Source organism: Blautia sp. HA9023 (assembly GCF_056504095.1).
The window spans coordinates 1,194,468-1,214,868 of sequence record NZ_JBWLUR010000006.1; the positions used below are offsets into that span (position 1 = coordinate 1,194,468).

Below are 20,401 nucleotides of genomic sequence, written 5' to 3' on the forward strand. Positions count from 1 at the left end.
GAAATTATTGCAGTGGTTCAGATGCTCAGAATATGCGAGCAGATCGGAATGAAAATGCCTGTTATGCTTCCCGAAATTGCCGTAATAAAAGTTGCTTTGCATTACTTAGCATCAGAAAAGAGATCACGCACAGAATCCCGGTAAATGCATTCAGGCTTCAGGCGTATCGTCCTTGGAAAATCACTGTAGTCTCCGTTCATTCTGCGAAGCAGCAGATCACAGGCCTGCTCTGCCAGACCGCTCAGTGGCTGACGGACAGCGGTCAGCTGAGGAGAAAGCAACATGGACAGTTCAAAATCATCAAAGGAGACAACAGACAGGTCTTCCGGGATCCGGATGCCAAGGCTGTAGATCGCTTCATAAATACCGAGGCATAGTGTATAGTTCGCAGAAAATACGGCAGTCGGACGTTCCGGAAGATTCCATAATTTCTGCATTGCCTGATATCCAAAGTCGTTTGTGTAATTTTCAGCGATGATATAATCGGGGTTAACAGGAATATCGTAGTCTTCCAGTGCCCGGAGATATCCTTTTTTTCGTTCGCATGCGGTATAGGATGCAGGAGAACCGGTGACAAGGGCGATCTTCTGATGCCCCATTTTTATCAGATGCTCCACGATCTCGTAGGCTCCGGAGGTACAGCTGGTCTGTACACAGTCTGTACGGTGGAAATGGCTGTGTTCTTCCAGCTCCACAACAGGGATTTTGGCGTGTTCCACAGCAGAACAGATGTCCTGGTTCAGACTGAAAGAGGTAATGATAAGGCCGTCGATCCCAGAGCGGAGCATGTGAGGGACGAATTTATTGACATGATCCTTATATTTGTCGCCGCTCATAAATGTGAGAGAATAACCGTGAGCGCGCATGGTGTTTTCTATTTTGCTCAGAAGAAAAGCATTATGCGGAGTATTGGGAGGACCGGATACCAGACCGATACGGTAAGTCTTGGAGGAACGAAGTCCCCGGGCCGTATTTCGTGGAACGTAATTCAGTTTCCGGATCGCTTCGTCGATCTGCTTTTTGTTTTGCGGCCGTACAGTTCCGCCGTTGATATATTTTGAAATGGTGGCCAGTGCCAGACCGGTTTCTCTGGCAATGTCCTTGATGGTTGCACTCATAAATCAATCCTTTCCGGATGCTGTACTGTTGTGTTCGGACAGGTCTTTTACGGAGCGCCGCGGGTGGAATACAACATCCAGCATGTCTATTTTTGGAAAATCCGTATAGTCTCCATGGATCCTTTTTAAAAGTAATTCCACAGCATGTTTCCCCATGCTTGTCAGATCCTGTGAGACGCAGGTCATAGTCGCGCTCATGGTCTTGAAAAGCGGATCATCATCAAAGCACACAAAGGAAATATCCTGAGGAACGGAAATCCGTGCCTGGCTGGCAGCGCTTAAACCACCCATTGCGGAGAGATAGCAGTTAAAAAAAACAGCAGTAGGGGGATCGGAAGAAGCAATAAGCTTCTGGAAATGTTGGTTGCTCCGGGCTATCGTTTCTGCAGTGGAACCAAAGGAAACAGGGGGGAAAGAATCCTGCTGCTTCAGAAGGTCAATGCCATTTTTCTGATATACATCCACAAAGCCCTGGATCCGCTGCTCGATGGTGTAGGCGTCCAGATACTGTTCCATGATCCAGACCTTTGTGTGGCCTTTTTCCAAAAGGTGCTCTGCCAGCAGTGCACCGCCTTTGTAATTATCAGAAATAACACAGTCTACAGGAAAATGTCTCATGGAAGCAGGAATCTGATCGAGCAGTACAACCGGTATGCCAGCATTCTGTAAAAGCTGGTACAGGTCATCATGCCAGCAGGATGGGAGCATGATAACTCCGTCAAAGTGCTGGGAGATAATATCCTGTATCGTATCGATCTCCTTCTGATGTTCAAAAAAGAAAGAACAGACAATAACGGTATAGCCATGATCTGTGAAATGCTTGATAATGGAATTGACAAGCTCGCCCCAGAAATAATTACCAAGATCTGAGATCAGGATACCGATGGTATGTGTGTTTTTGGCACGGAGAAGCTGGGCATTCCGGTTTGGGGTGTATCCAAGCTCCTGAATTGCCTTTTCTATAAGGATACGATTTTCTTCCCGTATTTTTTTGTGGTTTATATATTTGGAGATCGTTGCGGTGGACAGGCCTGTCGCACGGGCGATATCATTGATCGTAACGTTCATGTAAAGCCTCCGGTTCTGATGCATTTACAGATAATATAGTATTTTCATATTATATCATGAAAAAGAAAATGCCTCAATACACAAGGCATTTTTTACACATAAAGTATCAGAAAAAACGAGCGTATTGTACATAAAATTGATAAAAATGAAACGTTTAACAAAACCTGATACGAAAAAGTACACAAAAACAAGACGGAATAATTGTAAAAAATAGGAAAAATGATTTTTGCCCTATGATTTTACTTGAAAAGCTGCTTCGGATGCGGTAAGATAGTCTTAACAAAAAACGAAACGTTTTACGTAACAAGAAAATCAGCTATACGAAACAAGGAGAAGGTTATGGCAGACACAAAGCAGCAGTGGTATAAAGATGCCAAATACGGATTATTCATCCATTGGGGACTTTATTCCATCCTTGCAGGAGAGTGGAAAGATCCGAAGACCGGCGAGGTCACCAAGACAGACCGTATCGCAGAGTGGATCGAGAACAATCTCAACATTGACAAGGAAGATTACAGAAAGCTGAAAGATGAGTTCCATCCGGACAAATTTGACGCGGACATGTTTGTGAAAAGAGCGAAAGAACAGTGGGGTGTTAAATATATCGTTCTTACTTCCAAGCATCACGAGGGATTCGCAATGTACGATTCCAAAGTCAGTGATTTTAATGTAGTGAAGGCTGCAGGAAGAGATATCTTAAGAGAGCTTTCCGATGCTTGTAAGAAATATGACATGACAATGGGTATCTATTATTCACAGGCTCAGGACTGGGATGATGACAATGCCTACAAGAAAGATTTCGAAGACAAGAATGAGTGGAAACCTGAGTTCCGTACATACTTCGATGAAAAATGTAAACCTCAGTTAAAAGAGCTTCTTGAGAACTACGATAACATTTCCCTGATCTGGTTTGATACTCCGATGGGAATGACCGCAGACGAAGCTCAGGAATTAAGAGACTGGGTTAAGGGCATTAAGCCTGACTGCATCATCAGCGGACGTATCGGACATCAGAAGGGTGATTACATGACCACCGGTGATAACTTTATCCCACGTCTTCCATACGACGGTGACTGGGAAGTGCCGGCAACTGTAAATGATACATGGGGTTACAATAAATACGATACAAACTGGAAGAATCCGGATGATATCCTGAACCTTCTTCTCAAGATCGTCGGCAGAGGCGGAAATTACCTGCTGAACGTAGGGCCAATGGCAGACGGAACTGTTCCGGAGGCTTGTGTCGAGGTCATGAATGAGGTTGGTAAATACGTAACTGAGAATGCAGAAGCAATTTACGGAACCAAGAATGTTGGTATCTATCCGTATGAGATCCCAAGCATTGAATTTACCAAGAAACCACATAAGCTTTACGTACACGTACTTGCACCGAGATATCGTGTTGAGCTTTTGAACATCGGTAATCAGTTAAAGGGCGCATATGTGGTAAGCACAGGAGAAAAGCTTCCGTGCCGCGCATTAAAGTGCTGCGAAGGAAACTCGATGATAGAGGTAGAGCTTCCGGAGAAGCTTCAGGGGGCAAAGAACTACTGTGTATGCCTGGAGCTTGAGGAAGAAGAGCCGATTTTTGAGGCGATCATCGATTGATCAATTTATGAACATCAATGGGAAAACTATATAATAAAAAATCATATTAAGGGAGGATTTATTCATGAAGAAACGAATGAAAAAAGTTGCAACACTGTGTCTCGCCGGTGTAACAGCAATGTCAACAGTAGGCGTAACAGGAAGCACCGTATTTGCAAAAGGTGACACAAACTACGATGTAGACAATATGGATTTTGAAAACGTTGAGCTTCGTGTAGCATTCAGATTTAACAACGGATCTGATACAGACGGACAGGCTAAATGGTATTACAAAGCACTTGATGAGTTCAACAAAGAGAACGAAGGAAAGATCCATGTAACAGATGAGAGTATTTCTACGGAGTCTGATTATGAAGAGAAGCTTACAACAGATTTTGCTTCCGGTAATGTACCGAACGCATTCCTTCAGTATGGCGGAAGCCGTACAAGAGAGTATGTAGATGCAGGATATATACTGGATCTGACACCATACTTTGAACAGTATCCGGAATGGAAAGAGGGAGTTCAGGATTTTGCATGGGAGACAACACAGTTTGACGGCATTGAAGGAACCTATGGTATTCCGTGGTCCGCTTATCAGCTCTGCCTCTACTACAACAAAGATTACCTTGATCAGGTTGGCGTAGATGTTCCGGAGTCCTGGGATGATCTTGTTGATGCCTGCGCGAAATTAAAAGATGCAGGAATCCAGCCATTCAACTACTCTGACAAAGATAACTATCACTTCGAGCATCTGATGAGTGCTCTTGCTCTGAAAGCTTACGGAACAAGCATCGCAGATGATCTTGCAAGCGACAAAGAAGCTTACAACGGCGAGAAGATGGTTGCAATCTATCAGAAGATGAAAGATATGATCGATGCAGGATACTGGGGAGACGGAATCCTCAGCACAGACTTCAACACAGAGAGAAATATGTTCGAGGCAGGAAAAGCTGCATTTACAGTTGACGGAACATGGAACTGCGGTAACTTCCAGAATGACTCCGATACAACTCTCTTCGATGCTCAGAAGATCGGTGTTACAAGAATTCCTTATATCGACGAAGCAAACAAGACTGTAGAGATGGGCGGCGGTTCTGATACATACTACATCACTACATTAAACAAGAGCGATGAGGAAATCGCAGCAACTGTTAAATTCATCAAATACCTTACAAGTGTAGATTCCATCAACGAAATGTGCAAATCCAGCCCGACAACATATGCTGAGAAGGTTACGATCGATACAGGTAACTATCTGCTTGATGATGTAAATGCGATCATGGCTGAGAATACAGAGTCTAAACTTGAGATTCCGACATATGATACAAACACAGCAGCTATGGATACAATCCGTAATTCTCTTCAGGCATTAGCAACAGGTGCAAGTGCACAGGAAGTTGGAGACGATATCGTTGACAAAATGTCTGCTTACGAATAAAGAGAATTTTGACTGAACGCATGATGTGTGGATAAGAGAAACAGGGGGAAGCATCATCTGCTTCCCCTTGTTCATTACGGAGGTATACATATGGCAGGTAAATCTGTACCAAAGGTAAAACAGAAGCTGGACAAAAAAGATCTTACGCTTTCTTTAGCGTTCCTTCTTCCGGCAATTTTAATAACTGTTATTTTTGTTATCTACCCTGTTTTTGACACCGTAGGCTTATCATTCCGCAAATGGAACGGTATGTTTGGTGCAGCAAAGCAGTGGGTAGGACTTGAGAACTATCAGAAGATCTTTTCAGATAAGCTGTTCTGGAATGCAATGCTCAACAGCGTGTACTTTATGATCGGTGGTTTCGTTATCCTGATGCCACTTTCATTTGGTCTCGCAATGCTGGTAACTGCAAAGATCAAGGGAACCGGATTCTTCAGAACCTGTTACTTCCTTCCGAATATGTTAGGAACAACAGCAGTAGCCCTGATGTGGACATTTATGTTAAATCCGAACTTTGGTATCTTTAATACCATTGAAAATATTTTCGGCCTTCATGGTACGATCCCTGATGTGCTGACGATAAAGACTGTAAACGTTTGGATCGTTATCCTGGTAAATGAGTGGATGTATGCCGGATATAACATGCTGATATTTGCAGCGGGTCTGGTGGCGATCCCGGATGAGTTAAATGAGGCAGCAGCACTGGATGGAGCTACCGGATGGCAGAGAGTTCGTTACATTACCCTGCCTCTGATGAAAAACTCCTTCAAGGTATTCTCTATTTTGTGTATCACAGGATGTCTGAAAGTATTCGATATTATCTGGGCGATGACAAGAGGAGGCCCGAACGATATCAGCTCCACACCTTCAATCATGCTTTATACACAGGGATTCTCCTATAAGCTGTTCGGACGAAGCAGTGCATACGGTGTTATTCTGTTAGTGCTGGGTGTTGCACTGAGTCTTATAACCAATCATTTGTTCCGTGAAGATAAAGATCTTGCAATGTAGGCGGAAGGAGAAGAGACGATATGGAAAAAACAGCTAATAAACAGAAAATGCACGGAGGAAAGATAGCGCTGTACGTTATCGCGATCCTGTGGACAGTTGTTACACTGTTTCCGGTAGTAGTGACCGTAATGGCTTCCTTCAAAACAAACTCAGAGATCTACCTGAACCTGTTAAGCTTACCTAAGAAGCTTATGTTCCAGAACTATATCAGCGCAAACAAAACAGCGGATGCATTGAATACCATCAAGAACTCTCTGGTTGTAGCGACTCTGACAACTGTATTTAATACTGTAGTCGGAATGATGGCAGCATACATCTTATCAAGAAAAGATTACAAATTCCTGAAATGGGTATATGTATTCTTTATGATCGGAGTAATGGTTCCGGTTCACTGTACACTGATCCCGATCAACAACATTGCAACAGCATTAAATGCAAAGAACAACCTGTTCTTCCTGATCCTGATCTATGTTGCGTTTGGTATGTCCCAGGCAATCTTCCTTTATACAGGATTCATGGATGGAATCTCCAGGAACCTGGATGAGGCGGCGATCATTGATGGATGTAACAACTGGCAGCTGCTGTGGAAGATCCTTTTCCCTGTCTGCAAGCCGATCATCGCAACAGAGGCGATCTTCGTATTCATCTATGGATACAGTGAACTTGTATTCTCCATGATCCTGATGACAGATACCAAATATTTCACAGTTTCACGTGCGATGCTGAACTTCTCTTCCGCGCATACACAGGAGATCGGAAGCCAGTTTGCATATGTAGTAATGTCTGTAATTCCGATGATTATCATTTACATCGTGTTCCATAAACAGATTGAAAAAGGTATGCTTTCCGGAGCTATCAAAGGCTGATGCTTTTAATCTAAACAGGAGGAAAAAATCATGTATCAGTTTGACAGAAAAGAATATGAAAAACGTATGGAGTGGTACCAGGATGCCCGCTTTGGAATGTTTATCCACTGGGGATTATATTCTATCCCTGCAAGAGGCGAGTGGGTACGAAGTGTAGAGGAAATACCTGAGGAAGAATATCTTCCATTTATGAAAGAATTTGATGCAAGAGACTACAACCCGAAGCAGTGGGCAAAAGAGGCTAAGGCTGCAGGTATGAAATATGTAGTCCTGACAGCGAAGCATCACGACGGCTTCTGCTTATTTGACAGTAAATACACAGACTACAAGGTAACAAACACACCGGCAGGAAGAGACCTGATCAAGGAGTATGTAGAGGCACTTCGTGAGGAAGGCCTTAAGGTTGGAATCTATTTCACACTGCTTGACTGGCATCATCCGGATTATCCGCATTACGGAGACCGTATCCATCCGATGAGAAACCACAAAGAGTGCGGAAATGAGAACCGTGATTTCTCACGTTATACAGAATATCTGTATAATCAGGTAGAAGAGATCTGTACAAACTACGGACAGATCGATATCATCTGGTTTGATTTCTCCTACGACGATATGAGAGGGGAAAAATGGGGCGCAACAAAGCTGATCAACATGGTGCGCAGCTTACAGCCGCAGGTTATCATCGATAACCGTCTGGAAGCCAGCGGAGAGGGAAGAGGATCCCTGTATGAGTGTGATCCGACACCGTACCATGGCGATTTCGTAAGCCCTGAGCAGATCATCCCGCCGGAAGGAATCTGCGATAAGGAAGGCAATCCAATGGTTTGGGAAGCATGCTTTACCATGAATAATAACTGGGGATACTGCGCAAATGATCATTACTATAAACCGGCTTCCATGCTGATCAAAAAGCTGGTAGAGTGCGTTTCCAAGGGTGGAAATATGATCCTGAACGTAGGACCGGATGCAAAAGGTAAATTCCCGAAGGAATCTTCTGCGATCCTGGCTGAGATCGGCCGCTGGATGGATAAGAATCATGACAGTATCTACGGCTGTGTACCGGCTGAAAACATTCCGAAGCCGGATTACGGACGTATCACCAGAAACGGAAACAAATACTATGTGCATATTTATGAGAATACACTGGGACCACTTCCGCTTCTGGGATTTGATAAGGATAAGATCGTGAAGGTGCGTGCACTGGATGACGGACATGAGGTGCCAATCTCCAACGCATGGATGCACAGCGATTACCCGGATATCGCATTCGTTGATCTGGGACCTGACCCGGTACTTCCGGACCCGGTAGACTATGTTCTCGAAGTAGAGATGGCTGAGTAAAAAACGAATCAACAATAAAAAAAGAACAACAGGAAAAGCAGGAGATATGTGAATCCCAATTATCCGGTTGTTCTTTTTTACCGTAAGGAGAAGGGGAAAGATTATGGTTATTTATACAGGAAAAGATTATTACGACGTAAGCAGAAAAGCAGCAAATATCATGTCTGCCCAGATCATCATGAAGCCAAGAGCGGTTCTTGGTCTGGCTACAGGTTCCACACCGGTTGGAATGTACAAACAGCTGATCGAGTGGTACAAAAAAGGAGATCTGGATTTTTCTCAGATCACATCCGTAAACCTTGATGAGTATAAAGGACTTTCCGGAGACAATGATCAGAGCTATCGCTATTTCATGAACACCAATCTGTTTGACCACGTAAACATCGATAAAACAAAAACCTACGTACCAAACGGCCTGGAAGAAGACAGTGAAAAAGCCTGCGCGGATTATAATGAAATCATCCGCAGCGTAGGCGGTATCGACATGCAGCTGCTGGGAATCGGCGGAAACGGGCATATCGGCTTCAATGAGCCGGGAGCGGCTTTTGAAAAGGAAACTCACTGTGTGGATCTTACAGAGAGCACCATCAAGGCAAACGCAAGATTTTTTGAAAGCATGGATGATGTGCCGAAGCAGGCGTATACCATGGGAATCAAGAACATCATGGCGGCTAAAAAAATCCTTCTGATCGCGACAGGAGAGGCCAAAGCAGATGCCCTTTACAAATCTCTCTACGGACCGATCACTCCAAATGTACCGGCATCCATCCTGCAACTTCATCCGGATGTGACGGTAGTGGCTGATGAGGATGCTTTAAAGCTGATCCGTGAGAAAGGCCTGCTGTAAAAAAATGCCTGATCTGATCAGATAAAATGTTGTAAACAATTGTGAATAAAAGAAGCTTCGATCTAACTCTCGTTTGTGAGCGATATGCTCAGAGAGTGGATTGAAGCTTCTTTTGTGCTTTCCGGTCGTGCTTTTATGTTTTTACAAGTGACTGCAAACGGGCCAGCAGGCTGGATGTTTGCATTTGCAGTATCAGGCCTTTTTCAGCGTTTTGCGATAAACCATAACAGAAACGATAGCAGTAAACACCTCCGTGATCCAGAATGCGTTCCAGACGCCTTCAGGCCCCATAAAATGGGACAGAAGATAGGCGGTGGGCATGATAACGATCACATAGCGGAAAAGGGAAATTACAAGGGACTGCGTGCCTTTTCCGAGTCCTTCCATAGCTCCGGAAGTGGTGACGGATATTGCGGAGACCAGAAAACCGGCACTGATGATCTTAAGGGCTTTGGAACCGGCGGCAATGGTTTCCGGGATGGTGGTGAAAAGTCCCATAAGCTGTCCGGATGCCAGAAGGCAGATAACAGTACCAAGGAGCATGATCACACAGCTGGACTCCAGGGTAAGCCGGAAGATCTTTTTCACGCGCTTCATCTCCCGGGCTCCGAAGTTGTAGCCGATCAGCGGGCGCATGCCCTGGATGATGCCGTTAGCCGGCAGATACAGGAAAGTCTGCAGCTTGTAATAAATGCCAAGGATCACTACGTAGCTGTCTGAGTAGGCGGCCAGCACGGAGTTCAGAAAAGAGATCAGGAACGATGGCAGTGCCAGGTTCAGGATTGCGGGAACACCAATGGCATACAGGCTCAGATCCGTTTCTTTGCTTGCTCTCAGGGCTTTTGGTGTCACGCGTACCGGAATCGGTTTCAGGATATAAAAGGCCATATACACTACAATGGTGAGCGCCTGGCCGATACCGGTGGCCAGAGCCGCACCACGGATCCCCAGTTTCGGGAAAAAGCCGATTCCCCAGATCAGGAACGGGTCCAGGATAATGTTACTGATACATCCCACCAGCAGGGCGATCATAGACACTTTCATCCGTCCTACAGCCTGGAAAAGTTTTTCGAAGAACAGGCTGATGGCGATCACTGTGGAAAACAGAAAAACGATGGTGGAATACTCCAGGCCCATCCGGATCACGGTTTCATCCTGCGTGTACATTCGAAGGAATGCAGGCATAACAGCAATACTGATCACGGTCATCAGGATACCGTGGATCACAGACAGGAGAAAGCCGTGGGTTGCTGCGGTGTCTGCCATTTTCTTGTCGCCGGCGCCAAGATGATAGGAAACTCTGGCGTTGATACCGATTCCAAAACCGATGGCAACGGCATTGATCATGTTCTGAACCGGATAGACAAGAGAAAGAGCGGTCATGGCCTGTTCGCTGATCTGCGCTACAAAGAAACTGTCCACAATGTTGTACAGCGAGTTTACAAGCATGGAAAAGACCATAGGCAGTGCCATGGATGCCAGTAGCGGGCCTACAGGCTTTTCCTTCATAAAAGTATCATTCATGAATAATCCTCCTTTATATCAGAATCGTATGGATATCAGGTGTGGGAAACAGAGCGTGCTTTTTTTACACAATAAAAGCCACACAACCTGTCCCTTCTGAATGGGGCGGGTTGTGTGGCGAAAAAAGTCGGAACTGAAAAATCCACACGTTGTTTTAGTGCTTTCACCTTAACAAAAAATGGGCTGTATGTCAATAGGCATGGCTTAACCAAATCAAGTAAGTCCCCTGCTTCAATTGCGAAAAGCAATAAGCAGTGTGTGGGGACTTGCTTGTATCAGGAGGAGTGCAAGCTCCTCCTGATAAACTGCGGAGCAGTTATTTGGTGTAGAGCTACGTAGCGAAGCGGATTGCGAATATCCGCTTGACGAATATCTGCCTGACTGCGGGCAATTGCGGGCATAATGGGGTTGAAAAATACAATTCTGGCAAAGTGCACAAAACCTGTCGAATCATGGTGGATAAGTGAAAAACTTTCCAAAAAGTTTTCCACATGACAAAAATCCGCAAATCCGCTAATAATCAAGTTATACACAAAATTATCCACATTATCCACAAGGATAACAATGTGGATGACCTGATTTACATAAATAAAATGAAACGTATGTTTTGTGTAAAATGATAAATCTGTAAAAAACGTTAAAAATATTTTTAAAACTATTGACATTTTTAAATTCTAAATATCATAGAATGTTTTGCGAAAAAGACATAATTTAAAAGGATAAAAATAAATAATCAGAAAATAACAGATAAATTCTCGCGGAACTAATCTATTTAAAGGAGACACTATCAGATGTATGGAAATGAGGGTGAAATAAGAACAGTGCCCGGATAAAACGGGCACTGTAAGATGTTGAAAAGTCATTTTCAGGTGTGGATAAGTGTGGATAAATCTGCTTATCCTCCCTGTTTCATACGTTTGATCACCTTCAGACGGGTAAACTCTTCACGTTCTTTTTCTTCCAGGGCGTTGGTAATGTCCCTGGTGAGAGTTTCATATCTGGGGATGGTGATGTTTTTCAGGGCGTTGGCACGCTTCTGTGTTTTCTTGATGTTGGTGGCAAGACGGATTGCTGCATTTTCGATCATGGAGAGCTGGATGGACAGCTCTTTTACACGCTCGAAGGCGGCTTTGGCCTCGTCCAGGGACAGCTTGGTGCTGTAGTAGGCGTAGGTAGGAGTATTGCCGGCTTTTTTATCGTATTCCACAAGCGGGATCTCAGTTCCCATGACACTCCTGGTCTTGATCCGGATGGAATTTTCTACAGGAACGGTATGGGAGATCTGATCTACAAAAGCGATTCCGATCTCCATGTTTGCTTTCTGCAAAGCAGCGTAGGCAGTGCGGAAAGTCTCATCGATCTGGGTCTGGATATCCTTTGCCTGGTCGATCAGCTCCATCATTTCACGGATCAGGATATTACGCTTTTTGTCCATAAGCTCATAGCCCTGTCTGGAAAGGGCCAGAGAATTTTTTGCAAGTATGAGATTTCCCTTGGTGGGAAAGGTATTCGGATCCATAAAATCACCTCACTAACGGACGGTTTCTCTGTAATACTGATCCAGAACTTTGGTATCGATACGGTCGAGTTCTTCTCTTGGGAGAAGTCCCAGAAGTTCCCAGCCTTTATCCAGAGTTTCAATGATGCTTCGGTTTTCTGTCTCAGACTGTCCCACAAACTCTGCCTCAAAAGCTTTTCCAAATACAAGGTACTGCTTATCCAGCGGAGAAAGCTCGTCTTCGCCGATAACCGATGCCAGGGCTCTTGCATCGCCTACTTTTGCGTAGCAGGAGAAGAGCTGGTTGGCAACATCCTGATGGTCGGCACGTGTGAAGCCTTCACCGATACCGTCCTTCATCAGACGGGACAGGGACGGCAGAACGTTGATCGGCGGGTAGATCGCCTGTCCATGAAGCTGACGGTCCAGTACGATCTGGCCCTCGGTGATATATCCGGTAAGGTCAGGAATCGGGTGGGTGATGTCGTCGTTTGGCATGGTCAGGATCGGGATCTGGGTTACAGAACCGGTGCCTCCACGGACGATTCCCGCACGCTCGTAAAGAGTTGCCAGTTCACTGTACAGATATCCCGGATAACCTTTTCGGGAAGGAATCTCACCTTTGGAGGAGGAAACCTCTCGCATAGCCTCGCAGAAGGAGGTGATGTCAGTCAGGATAACTAGGATGTGCATGCCTTTTTCAAAAGCAAGATATTCAGCAGCAGTGAGGGCAATCTTCGGTGTCAGAAGACGCTCTACAACCGGGTCGTTGGCAAGGTTCAGAAACATTACAACGTGGTCGGAAGCACCGCTTTCCTCGAAGGTCCTGCGGAAGAATTCGGCTACGTCGTATTTAACGCCCATTGCTGCAAAAACAATAGCGAATTTCTCATCGGAGTCTGCGCCAAGGGAAGCCTGCTGAACGATCTGTGCAGCCAGCTTGTCATGAGGAAGACCGTTTCCGGAAAAGATCGGCAGCTTCTGGCCGCGGATCAGGGTGGTTAGTCCGTCGATGGCGGAGATGCCGGTGTTGATATAGTTTCGCGGATATTCACGGGTTACCGGGTTCAGCGGAAGTCCGTTGATATTCAGGCTGACTTCCGGTGTGATCTCGCCAAGTCCGTCAATGGGCTGGCCGATACCGTTAAAGGTACGTCCCAGGATCTCCGGGGAAAGCCCGATCTCCATAGGATGTCCGGTAAGACGTGTGTGTGTATTGCCGAGGGACATATTATCAGTTCCCTCAAAAACCTGGATAACAGCCTTGTCTTCATAGATTTCCACGATACGGCCGATCTTCTGTGTGCCGTCTTCCATGTGGAATTCCACGATCTCCTCGTAAGATGCGTTTTTGACACCCTCAAGGACAACAAGAGGGCCGTTTATTTCACTCAGGCCAAGATATTCGATTGCCATAAACTGATCCCTCCTTTAACCGTTTCTTTCCAGTACGTTGTCGTAGAAGCGGTCGATATCTTTATGATACTCATCAAAACGTTCCAGTTCTTTGTTTGGAACTTCGTATTTGATGGCGATGATACGTTCGAAGATATTATCCTCTTTCAGTACGGAAACCGGCATGCCACGGTTTACAAGGGCACGGCATTTCTCGTAGAGATAAAGGATGGTTTCCATCATCAGGAACTGTTTTTCCATTGGGACACTGGTGTCCTCCTGGTGAAAAGCGTTCTGCTGCAGGAAGCCCAGACGGATGACTCTGGCAATCTCCAGTGTCAGTTTCTGGTCATCCGGAAGAACGTCGCTTCCGATCAGTTTTACGATTTCCATAAGAGAACTTTCCTGATTGAGGATCGCCATGATCTGGTTTCTGTCGTAGACAAATTTCGGGAAACATGCTCTCTGTACCAGGGAGTCAGATCCTCCAGATATTCGCTGTAACTGGTCAGCCACTGGATCGCAGGGAAGTGACGGGCATAGGCGAGGGCCTTGTCCAGTCCCCAGAAGCAGCGGACAAAACGCTTGGTATTCTGAGTGACAGGTTCGGAGAAGTCACCGCCCTGAGGGGAAACCGCACCGATAATGGAGACGGAACCTTCTGTTCCGTTCAGGTTCTGCATCATTCCCGCACGCTCATAGAAGGCGGAAAGTTTGCTTGCCAGATATGCAGGGAAACCTTCCTCTGCAGGCATTTCCTCCAGACGTCCAGAAAGCTCACGGAGAGCCTCAGCCCATCGGGATGTGGAGTCTGCCATGATCGCTACGTCGTAACCCATATCACGGTAATATTCTGCAAGGGTAACGCCGGTGTAGATGGAAGCCTCACGGGCTGCAACCGGCATGTTGGAAGTGTTGGCGATCAGGGTGGTTCTGTCCATCATCAGGTTTCCGGATTTCGGGTCGATCAGTTTGCTGAAATCCTCAAGAACCTGTGTCATCTCGTTTCCACGCTCACCACAGCCGATGTAGATGATGATATCTGCGTCAGACCACTTGGCGATCTGGTGCTGGGTCATGGTTTTTCCGGTTCCGAATCCTCCCGGAACAGCAGCAGTGCCGCCCTTGGCAATCGGGAAAAGAGTATCCAGGATACGCTGGCCGGTAAGAAGCGGAACGCTTGCCGGGAAACGTTTGTAGGTCGGTCTCGGCACACGGATCGGCCATTTCTGTGCAAGTGCCAGTTCTTTTTCAGTTCCGTCATCAAGACGAACGGTAACGATGGGTTCCAGAACCGTATAAGCTCCGTCAGGAACGGCATGGATAACAGTTCCGTGTGTGATCGTCGGCGGAACCATGGACTTGTGAAGGATAGAAGCGGTTTCCTGTGTCTCGGCGATAACCGTACCTGCGCCGATGACATCGCCTTCTTTTACTGTAATGTGTGTTTCCCATTTTTTTTCGGTGTCAAGAGAGTCAACGCTGACACCACGGGAAATATATTTTCCAGAGGCCTGTGCAATCTCTGCCAGAGGTCTCTGGATACCATCAAAAATATTGTGGATGATTCCCGGACCAAGGAGAACGGAAATGGCGTCTCCTGTTCCGATCACGGTTTCTCCGGGTTTCAGTCCGGTAGTTTCCTCAAAAACCTGTACGGTGGTCATATGTTTCTTAAGACCGATGACTTCGCCTACCAGTTTTTCAGGGCCTACATAGACCATCTCGGAGATCTTGAATCCGGTGTCGCCCTTTAAGTAGATAACAGGACCGTTAACACCGTAGATAATACCTGTTTTACTCATGTGCTGGACCTCCGTCAAATTTGAATTCTCTGTAAGCTGCCTGGTAACCTTCCTCAAAGGAATTGTCTATGAGGATGTTTTTTTCAGGGATGATCGCCTTGATTCCGCCGATAAAGGACTCGTCGGAAAGCTTCAGCGGAAAGCCGGTTTTTACAGTGAGAGATTTCAGACGAGGTTCATCTTCTTTTGAAAGATAGATCTGGATCTCATCGTGTTCCGCGAAGCAGACAGCTTCTTCAATTTTTGTACAAAGATATTCTTCATAACGGGAAGATTCCATGAATTTCAGGATCTGTTCCCGGACTTCAGCAAAAAGTTTTTCTTTTAAGCGGCTCTGTCTGGCAGTCCAGTCACGCCGGATGTGAAGCTGCTCTGCGGAAAGTGCCTTGTTGATCTCGCGCTTTGCGTTTGCAATCTCGGCTCTGCGGGAGCTGGCGGCGTTTTCCAGAGACATTTTTTTATGTTCCTCCAGTGCGGCATCCAGGGAGTCTTTGTGCTCCTGTACATCTTTTTCCGCCTGACGGCGGGCTTCTTCCACGGAGGTGTCATAGAAGTGCGTAAGCTTCTCTTCAATTGTCATAATATCACCTGCCTATAATTTTAATCCGATGGCCTCGTTTACATAAGAAGTAATGAAATCGGGCCTGCGGCCGGTACCATGTCTGTCAGGAATTTCAATGATGAGAGGTGTTTTATGATGAAGTTTGACATCATCGATGATCTCAGGAAACTCCCGGCCGAATTTTTCGGTCAGGAGTATGATTCCAATCTCTTTGTCTGCGATGGTGCGTTCCAGGGCTTCTTTCAGCTCGTCGTGTTCATGGACGATCACACCTTCTACACCGGCCAGTCTCATTCCTGTCAGAGTATCAATATTGTCACTGATCAGATACATTTTCATATCAAAGTTTACCCAGGATCATGAAGGAGATGATCAGTCCATAAAGAGCAACACCTTCGGCAAGACCTACGAAGATAAGAGATTTACCAAGGATGCTCTGATCCTCACTGATTGCTCCAAGGGCTGCGCTTGCCGCACTGGCAACGGCAATACCACCACCGATACAGGAAAGTCCGGTAACGAGTGCTGCTGCGATGTAACCCATACCTGTTGCAAGGCCTGCGTCAGCGCCTGTAGCAGCCTGTACGGAAGCTCCGCCTGCAAATGTTACGGCAATGGCGACAAGCATGATACCGAAGAAGAAAAAGGCATTGACACCAAGTGCTGTTTTGTAGCGGCCACGGCTTTTTTCGCCGAGAAGATAATAACCAAATGGAAGAATGATGCTGAGTACAAGTGCAACTGCGATTGTGATCTGTGTAATGACTGTCATGATGATGACCTCCTTAATATTCGTTTAATTGGCTGCCTGGATCAGAAGGAGTTCTGACTCTGGCATTTTATTTGTTTTTGGAGCAGAACGGCTCGAATTTCCGGCCGCTGCCTTTGTAAAAACGGCTGAACATTTCGTAATATTCCAGACGGAGTACCTGGATACCTACGATCAGGCCCTCCATGGCGCATACAAACAGGTTTCCGAGAATGATGACGATCCAGTTTGGACTGCCGTTCTCCGCACCCGCAAGCATAAGTACAACTTCCATCATGGCTGCGTGGCTGACTGCAAAAGCGCCGATACGCACGAAGGAGAGTGTATTGGAAAAGTAGCTCAGGATAACCTCAAACAGTTCAAAGATACCCTGTACGATAAACATGCCTTTTTCTTTTGGCATAACCTCGGCTTTTTTCTCTACCAGGTTTGTGAGCGGCTCCTTGAAGAAAATAAGAAGCAGCGGTAAACCGAACATAATGGCAAGAACTGCACCGCCAGGAACTGCATGCCCGGATACAAAAAGTCCGATGCAGAGAACTGCGGAACCATAAAATACAAGTCCTGCCACTGCGTTGGTGTCGAACCAGGTTTTTTCAACATCGTGCATCTTAAAGGAATTGATGATGTTGAAAACCATGCACAGGAGGATGATTCCCATGCCGAAGCCGATGGCAACGATAAATACGGTATTCAGTTTTCCGATAAAAGGTATGGTCGTCATACTGTCTACGGGCCGCAGCCACAAAGCAGGTATGAGATCCTCAAATCCAAAGACACTTCCGAACATCAGGCCGAAGAATGTGGAAAAGACTCCGGCGCAGCTGATGATTCCGGCAAGATCGATATGTTTCCGTTTGTACAGGAACAATCCTCCGATAAAGAGCAGGAGCCCCTGGCCTGCATCACCGAACATGGCTCCGAAGATAAAGGAGTAGGTGATGGCAACGAACCAGGTGGGGTCCATTTCACCGTAAGCAGGAAGTCCGTACATTTTTACGTACATTTCAAATGGTTTGAAAAGTTTTGGATTTTTCAGTTTGGTTGGCGGCTGATGGCTTGGGTCATGTTCCAGTGTGGAGGTATCTTCTCCGTCAACCAGACAGAAGATCCTCTCATCAGAAGCGATGTCCGCCTGAAAAGCCCTCGTGTCGGCTTCTGTCATCCAACCGCAGAGAATGTAAAAATTTTCATGTTTTCCGGTACATGCAGCAGCTTTTCGTACATCGAAGTTTCTGGAAAACTGTCGAAGTGTATTTCTGACAGAAACAATGGTTTCAGCTTTATCTGAGAGAAATCGCTGGTATTTTTGCTTCTGTGTTTCCAGGTGTTTCATGGCTTCTTCGTATTGGCTGCTCACGGTGGAAAAAGCCTGATGCGCTGTTCCGGTGTAATTATCCGGCACAAAAATCTTCTCAAAATGCATGGAAGCGTAAGCTGCATCGATCTTACGAGCCTCATGCTTCGGCACAAAGTAGACGCCCCAGACATACTGATCGTCTTCATCGCATTTGAGGAAGATGGTGTTCAGATTGTCGTAAATATATTTCTTGAATTTCTCATAATACTGTTTTTCGATACGTCCGAAATGAAAATGAATATATTTCAGATGCAGGATAGAGGAAATATCATAATTGATATTTCGGAATGGACGTATGATACGCAGAGATTCTTCCAGTGAAGAACATTTCTCTTCCAATTCTGCCTGTTCTTGCTGGAGCTGATCCGCCTGAGAGCGGATCTCCTTTACTGTGGAAAGTGCTTTTTCAATACCAGGACTTTCGCCGGAAGCGGCAGGAGGGCTTTTCAGCTCTTCATAAATGGCATTGATGGAATTCAGCGCATCTCTGTAAGGGTTGACCTCAAGAAAAGGTGTCAGGTTTTCTACTGTGGTCAGTTCAGAGAGTGCGTTCTCCAGATGAATTTCGTACTTGCACAGGTAGGTGTTTACAACCCGGTCGATATCTGCCTTCGGACCGGTGATGCTTAGAAAATTCATTTTTTCAATCACGTTGCTACCTCCTGGTTATTAACCGTTGCGTATATAACGCAGGGATTGTTCTGGATCCACGCCATAGCGCACGCATTCAAGGGCAATGGTCAGACGGTTGACTTCATGTTCTTTGTGATATAAATAGGAATAGATGACTGCTACGGAATAGGGATCCTTGCGTGCTTCCTGTTCCAGTATGCTACGAAGAATATAGTTATAAAATTCTTCCAGACTGGCAACGGTCAGCTGTTCGTATTTCTTACCATAATAAGTTCCATTGAAGATACGACGGAACTCTTCTGGTGTAGGGGCCTCCACAAGGGTGGTGATCTCCTCTTTGCGGAGCTTGTAGTTCATGGGGACCAGCAATGCGTAAATAGCAGCCGGTTCCATCTGAAAGCAGCGTTTGGAGCGCTGGATGAACTGCAGGTTCAGCATATCGAATTTTTCACCGTAAGCCTTGGTGATCTGTTTCAGATCGTTACCTTTGAAAAGCTTCTTCCGCATATTCCAGATCTGTGAAAAATACGAAAGGTCAAGTGCCATGCCGAAGTCAAAAAGCGTGGCATTTCCACGTTCGTTGACCTGAGACAGCGGAATAAAAAAATCATTTCCCTTCAGTGCCGCAATGAATTCATCCATATTGGTGCAGGCGGTAAGCCTGTCAATGTCCAGCTTGGAATGATGTCTGAAAAAATCGCGGTAGGGAGAAATATCTACGGGATCGGTGTCCCGGTGGTCAAAGAGATTCGTCATGATTTCTTTCAGGACGCGGATCTCATAACGCTTCGAGTAAAGCGACAGGAACGTTCGCTGTTCCTGATTTGCAAAGTGGTAAAGCCTTGAAAAATTCAGGAAGATGGATTTCTTCAGGAGTTTTTCTATCTGTCCGCGGTGAAGATCATTTTCATCGAGACCGGACCAGATATTCTGATATTCGGGAGTCCGTTTCAGGTAGGCTGTTACCTGGGGGACATTGGGAAGCTGAACGATTTCTTCCAGCTGCTCATCTGTCACAAGACGGCTCTGCATGGCTCGGATCTTAGTGGAGAGTCCGCTGTATGAGAGGACAGTGCCCATTGAATCACTTCCTTTCCCTTCAGGTTTCGGTGATGCCTGTTATTTTCTGAAACAGCTCACTGCAAAGACTTTCGTGATTGGCTTCGTAATAGGCGTCCAGCCTGGACAGCTGGTCTTCGGTTTCTGTGCGAAGCTCATTGATCCGGGCGTCTTTCTCGCGTGCCAGATCTTCACGGATCTTCTGGATCTCAGTGCCGGTTTCTTTTTCAAGTGCGGCATCGAATTCCCTGGTCTGTTTTTCTGCTTCTTCCGAGAGAGCCTTTTTTTGTCGCGCAGCGTCCTGCATGATGGCATTGGCTGTGGCTTCGATTTCCGAAAGCTTATTTAGGATTTGTTCCATAGTGCCCTCCTTGTTTGGTTATTGTTTATAATTGATTTTTATATGATACACCTTTTTTATGGTAAAAACAACTAAAAAGTTGTTAAATTTTTTGCAAAGTTTGAATAAATATGTTCAAAAAAAGACGGAAAAAGAATATTTGTTTATTAGACGATA

At 45.8% G+C, this 20,401-nt stretch carries 18 protein-coding genes and 1 pseudogene; 6 read left to right on the top strand and 13 right to left on the bottom strand.

Annotated elements, in window-relative coordinates:
• Positions 1 to 101: 101 nt before the first annotated feature.
• Positions 102 to 1,118: a LacI family DNA-binding transcriptional regulator gene (locus AC04Q6_RS09535; protein WP_118170026.1), complete on the bottom strand. Its 1,017-nt coding sequence runs from the start codon at positions 1,116 to 1,118 to the stop codon at positions 102 to 104.
• Positions 1,119 to 1,121: 3 nt separating this feature from the next.
• Positions 1,122 to 2,186, bottom strand: a complete 1,065-nt coding sequence (locus tag AC04Q6_RS09540) for a LacI family DNA-binding transcriptional regulator (RefSeq protein WP_118170024.1) — start codon at positions 2,184 to 2,186, stop codon at positions 1,122 to 1,124.
• Positions 2,187 to 2,429: 243 nt separating this feature from the next.
• Between AC04Q6_RS09540 and AC04Q6_RS09545 the strand changes: the two genes are divergently transcribed.
• The 6 genes from AC04Q6_RS09545 (at position 2,430) to nagB (ending at position 9,279) form a co-directional block, all read left to right on the top strand.
• Positions 2,430 to 3,794: an alpha-L-fucosidase gene (locus AC04Q6_RS09545; RefSeq protein ID WP_278278400.1), complete on the top strand. Its 1,365-nt coding sequence runs from the start codon at positions 2,430 to 2,432 to the stop codon at positions 3,792 to 3,794.
• 64 nt (positions 3,795 to 3,858) lie between these two features.
• The gene (locus AC04Q6_RS09550; protein ID WP_119247959.1) at positions 3,859 to 5,214 is read left to right on the top strand and encodes an ABC transporter substrate-binding protein; all 1,356 of its coding nucleotides are present in this window, start codon (positions 3,859 to 3,861) and stop codon (positions 5,212 to 5,214) included.
• A gap of 90 nt (positions 5,215 to 5,304) precedes the next feature.
• A complete protein-coding gene (locus tag AC04Q6_RS09555; protein WP_118170019.1) occupies positions 5,305 to 6,225 on the top strand; it encodes a carbohydrate ABC transporter permease in 921 nt (306 codons plus the stop codon).
• Between the two features lie 20 nt (positions 6,226 to 6,245).
• Positions 6,246 to 7,091: a carbohydrate ABC transporter permease gene (locus AC04Q6_RS09560; protein WP_227752335.1), complete on the top strand. Its 846-nt coding sequence runs from the start codon at positions 6,246 to 6,248 to the stop codon at positions 7,089 to 7,091.
• A gap of 30 nt (positions 7,092 to 7,121) precedes the next feature.
• Positions 7,122 to 8,432: an alpha-L-fucosidase gene (locus AC04Q6_RS09565; RefSeq protein ID WP_021653144.1), complete on the top strand. Its 1,311-nt coding sequence runs from the start codon at positions 7,122 to 7,124 to the stop codon at positions 8,430 to 8,432.
• 103 nt (positions 8,433 to 8,535) lie between these two features.
• Positions 8,536 to 9,279: a glucosamine-6-phosphate deaminase gene (gene nagB, locus AC04Q6_RS09570; RefSeq protein ID WP_118062558.1), complete on the top strand. Its 744-nt coding sequence runs from the start codon at positions 8,536 to 8,538 to the stop codon at positions 9,277 to 9,279.
• Positions 9,280 to 9,471: 192 nt separating this feature from the next.
• Here the strand turns inward: nagB and AC04Q6_RS09575 are convergent, their stop codons facing one another.
• The 11 genes and pseudogenes from AC04Q6_RS09575 to AC04Q6_RS09625 form a co-directional block, all read right to left on the bottom strand.
• Positions 9,472 to 10,803, bottom strand: coding sequence for an MATE family efflux transporter (locus tag AC04Q6_RS09575; protein WP_119247960.1), 1,332 nt, complete (start codon positions 10,801 to 10,803; stop codon positions 9,472 to 9,474).
• 275 nt (positions 10,804 to 11,078) lie between these two features.
• Entirely contained in the window at positions 11,079 to 11,468 is a 390-nt protein-coding gene (locus AC04Q6_RS09580) for a hypothetical protein (protein ID WP_147343326.1), read from the bottom strand.
• Between the two features lie 230 nt (positions 11,469 to 11,698).
• Positions 11,699 to 12,322: a V-type ATP synthase subunit D gene (locus AC04Q6_RS09585; protein ID WP_021976336.1), complete on the bottom strand. Its 624-nt coding sequence runs from the start codon at positions 12,320 to 12,322 to the stop codon at positions 11,699 to 11,701.
• 12 nt (positions 12,323 to 12,334) lie between these two features.
• On the bottom strand, positions 12,335 to 13,717 hold the full coding sequence (locus AC04Q6_RS09590; RefSeq protein ID WP_015525388.1) for a V-type ATP synthase subunit B: 1,383 nt from the start codon (positions 13,715 to 13,717) through the stop codon (positions 12,335 to 12,337).
• A gap of 15 nt (positions 13,718 to 13,732) precedes the next feature.
• Positions 13,733 to 15,501, bottom strand: a pseudogene (locus tag AC04Q6_RS09595) (V-type ATP synthase subunit A).
• Positions 15,494 to 16,081 (bottom strand): V-type ATP synthase subunit E, encoded by a 588-nt coding sequence (locus AC04Q6_RS09600; RefSeq protein ID WP_178705027.1) that lies wholly within the window; start codon positions 16,079 to 16,081, stop codon positions 15,494 to 15,496. Before AC04Q6_RS09600 ends, AC04Q6_RS09595 begins: the two are co-directional and overlap by 8 nt.
• A 12-nt stretch (positions 16,082 to 16,093) precedes the next feature.
• Entirely contained in the window at positions 16,094 to 16,402 is a 309-nt protein-coding gene (locus tag AC04Q6_RS09605) for a V-type ATP synthase subunit F (protein ID WP_021653137.1), read from the bottom strand.
• Position 16,403: 1 nt separating this feature from the next.
• Positions 16,404 to 16,835 carry an ATP synthase subunit C gene (locus AC04Q6_RS09610; protein WP_015525392.1) on the bottom strand — a complete coding sequence of 144 codons (432 nt, stop codon included), beginning with the start codon at positions 16,833 to 16,835 and terminating at the stop codon, positions 16,404 to 16,406.
• Positions 16,836 to 16,902: 67 nt separating this feature from the next.
• Positions 16,903 to 18,843 (bottom strand): V-type ATP synthase subunit I, encoded by a 1,941-nt coding sequence (locus AC04Q6_RS09615; RefSeq protein ID WP_021976331.1) that lies wholly within the window; start codon positions 18,841 to 18,843, stop codon positions 16,903 to 16,905.
• Between the two features lie 18 nt (positions 18,844 to 18,861).
• Entirely contained in the window at positions 18,862 to 19,905 is a 1,044-nt protein-coding gene (locus AC04Q6_RS09620; protein WP_244832758.1) for a V0D/AC39 family V-type ATPase subunit, read from the bottom strand.
• A gap of 19 nt (positions 19,906 to 19,924) precedes the next feature.
• The gene (locus AC04Q6_RS09625) at positions 19,925 to 20,245 is read right to left on the bottom strand and encodes a hypothetical protein (protein WP_118062568.1); all 321 of its coding nucleotides are present in this window, start codon (positions 20,243 to 20,245) and stop codon (positions 19,925 to 19,927) included.
• Between the last annotated feature and the right edge of the window lie 156 nt (positions 20,246 to 20,401).

Bases quoted from the DNA above. Each gene is read 5' to 3' on its own strand.
- AC04Q6_RS09535 (WP_118170026.1), bottom strand. From the start codon at position 1,118: ATGAGTGCAACCATCAAGGACATTGCCAGAGAAACCGGTCTGGCACTG.
- AC04Q6_RS09540 (WP_118170024.1), bottom strand. From the start codon at position 2,186: ATGAACGTTACGATCAATGATATCGCCCGTGCGACAGGCCTGTCCACC.
- AC04Q6_RS09550 (WP_119247959.1), top strand. From the start codon at position 3,859: ATGAAGAAACGAATGAAAAAAGTTGCAACACTGTGTCTCGCCGGTGTA.
- AC04Q6_RS09555 (WP_118170019.1), top strand. From the start codon at position 5,305: ATGGCAGGTAAATCTGTACCAAAGGTAAAACAGAAGCTGGACAAAAAA.
- AC04Q6_RS09560 (WP_227752335.1), top strand. From the start codon at position 6,246: ATGGAAAAAACAGCTAATAAACAGAAAATGCACGGAGGAAAGATAGCG.
- AC04Q6_RS09565 (WP_021653144.1), top strand. From the start codon at position 7,122: ATGTATCAGTTTGACAGAAAAGAATATGAAAAACGTATGGAGTGGTAC.
- nagB (WP_118062558.1), top strand. From the start codon at position 8,536: ATGGTTATTTATACAGGAAAAGATTATTACGACGTAAGCAGAAAAGCA.
- AC04Q6_RS09575 (WP_119247960.1), bottom strand. From the start codon at position 10,803: ATGAATGATACTTTTATGAAGGAAAAGCCTGTAGGCCCGCTACTGGCA.
- AC04Q6_RS09580 (WP_147343326.1), bottom strand. From the start codon at position 11,468: ATGTCAATAGTTTTAAAAATATTTTTAACGTTTTTTACAGATTTATCA.
- AC04Q6_RS09585 (WP_021976336.1), bottom strand. From the start codon at position 12,322: ATGGATCCGAATACCTTTCCCACCAAGGGAAATCTCATACTTGCAAAA.
- AC04Q6_RS09590 (WP_015525388.1), bottom strand. From the start codon at position 13,717: ATGGCAATCGAATATCTTGGCCTGAGTGAAATAAACGGCCCTCTTGTT.
- AC04Q6_RS09600 (WP_178705027.1), bottom strand. From the start codon at position 16,081: ATGACAATTGAAGAGAAGCTTACGCACTTCTATGACACCTCCGTGGAA.
- AC04Q6_RS09605 (WP_021653137.1), bottom strand. From the start codon at position 16,402: ATGAAAATGTATCTGATCAGTGACAATATTGATACTCTGACAGGAATG.
- AC04Q6_RS09610 (WP_015525392.1), bottom strand. From the start codon at position 16,835: ATGACAGTCATTACACAGATCACAATCGCAGTTGCACTTGTACTCAGC.
- AC04Q6_RS09620 (WP_244832758.1), bottom strand. From the start codon at position 19,905: ATGGGCACTGTCCTCTCATACAGCGGACTCTCCACTAAGATCCGAGCC.
- AC04Q6_RS09625 (WP_118062568.1), bottom strand. From the start codon at position 20,245: ATGGAACAAATCCTAAATAAGCTTTCGGAAATCGAAGCCACAGCCAAT.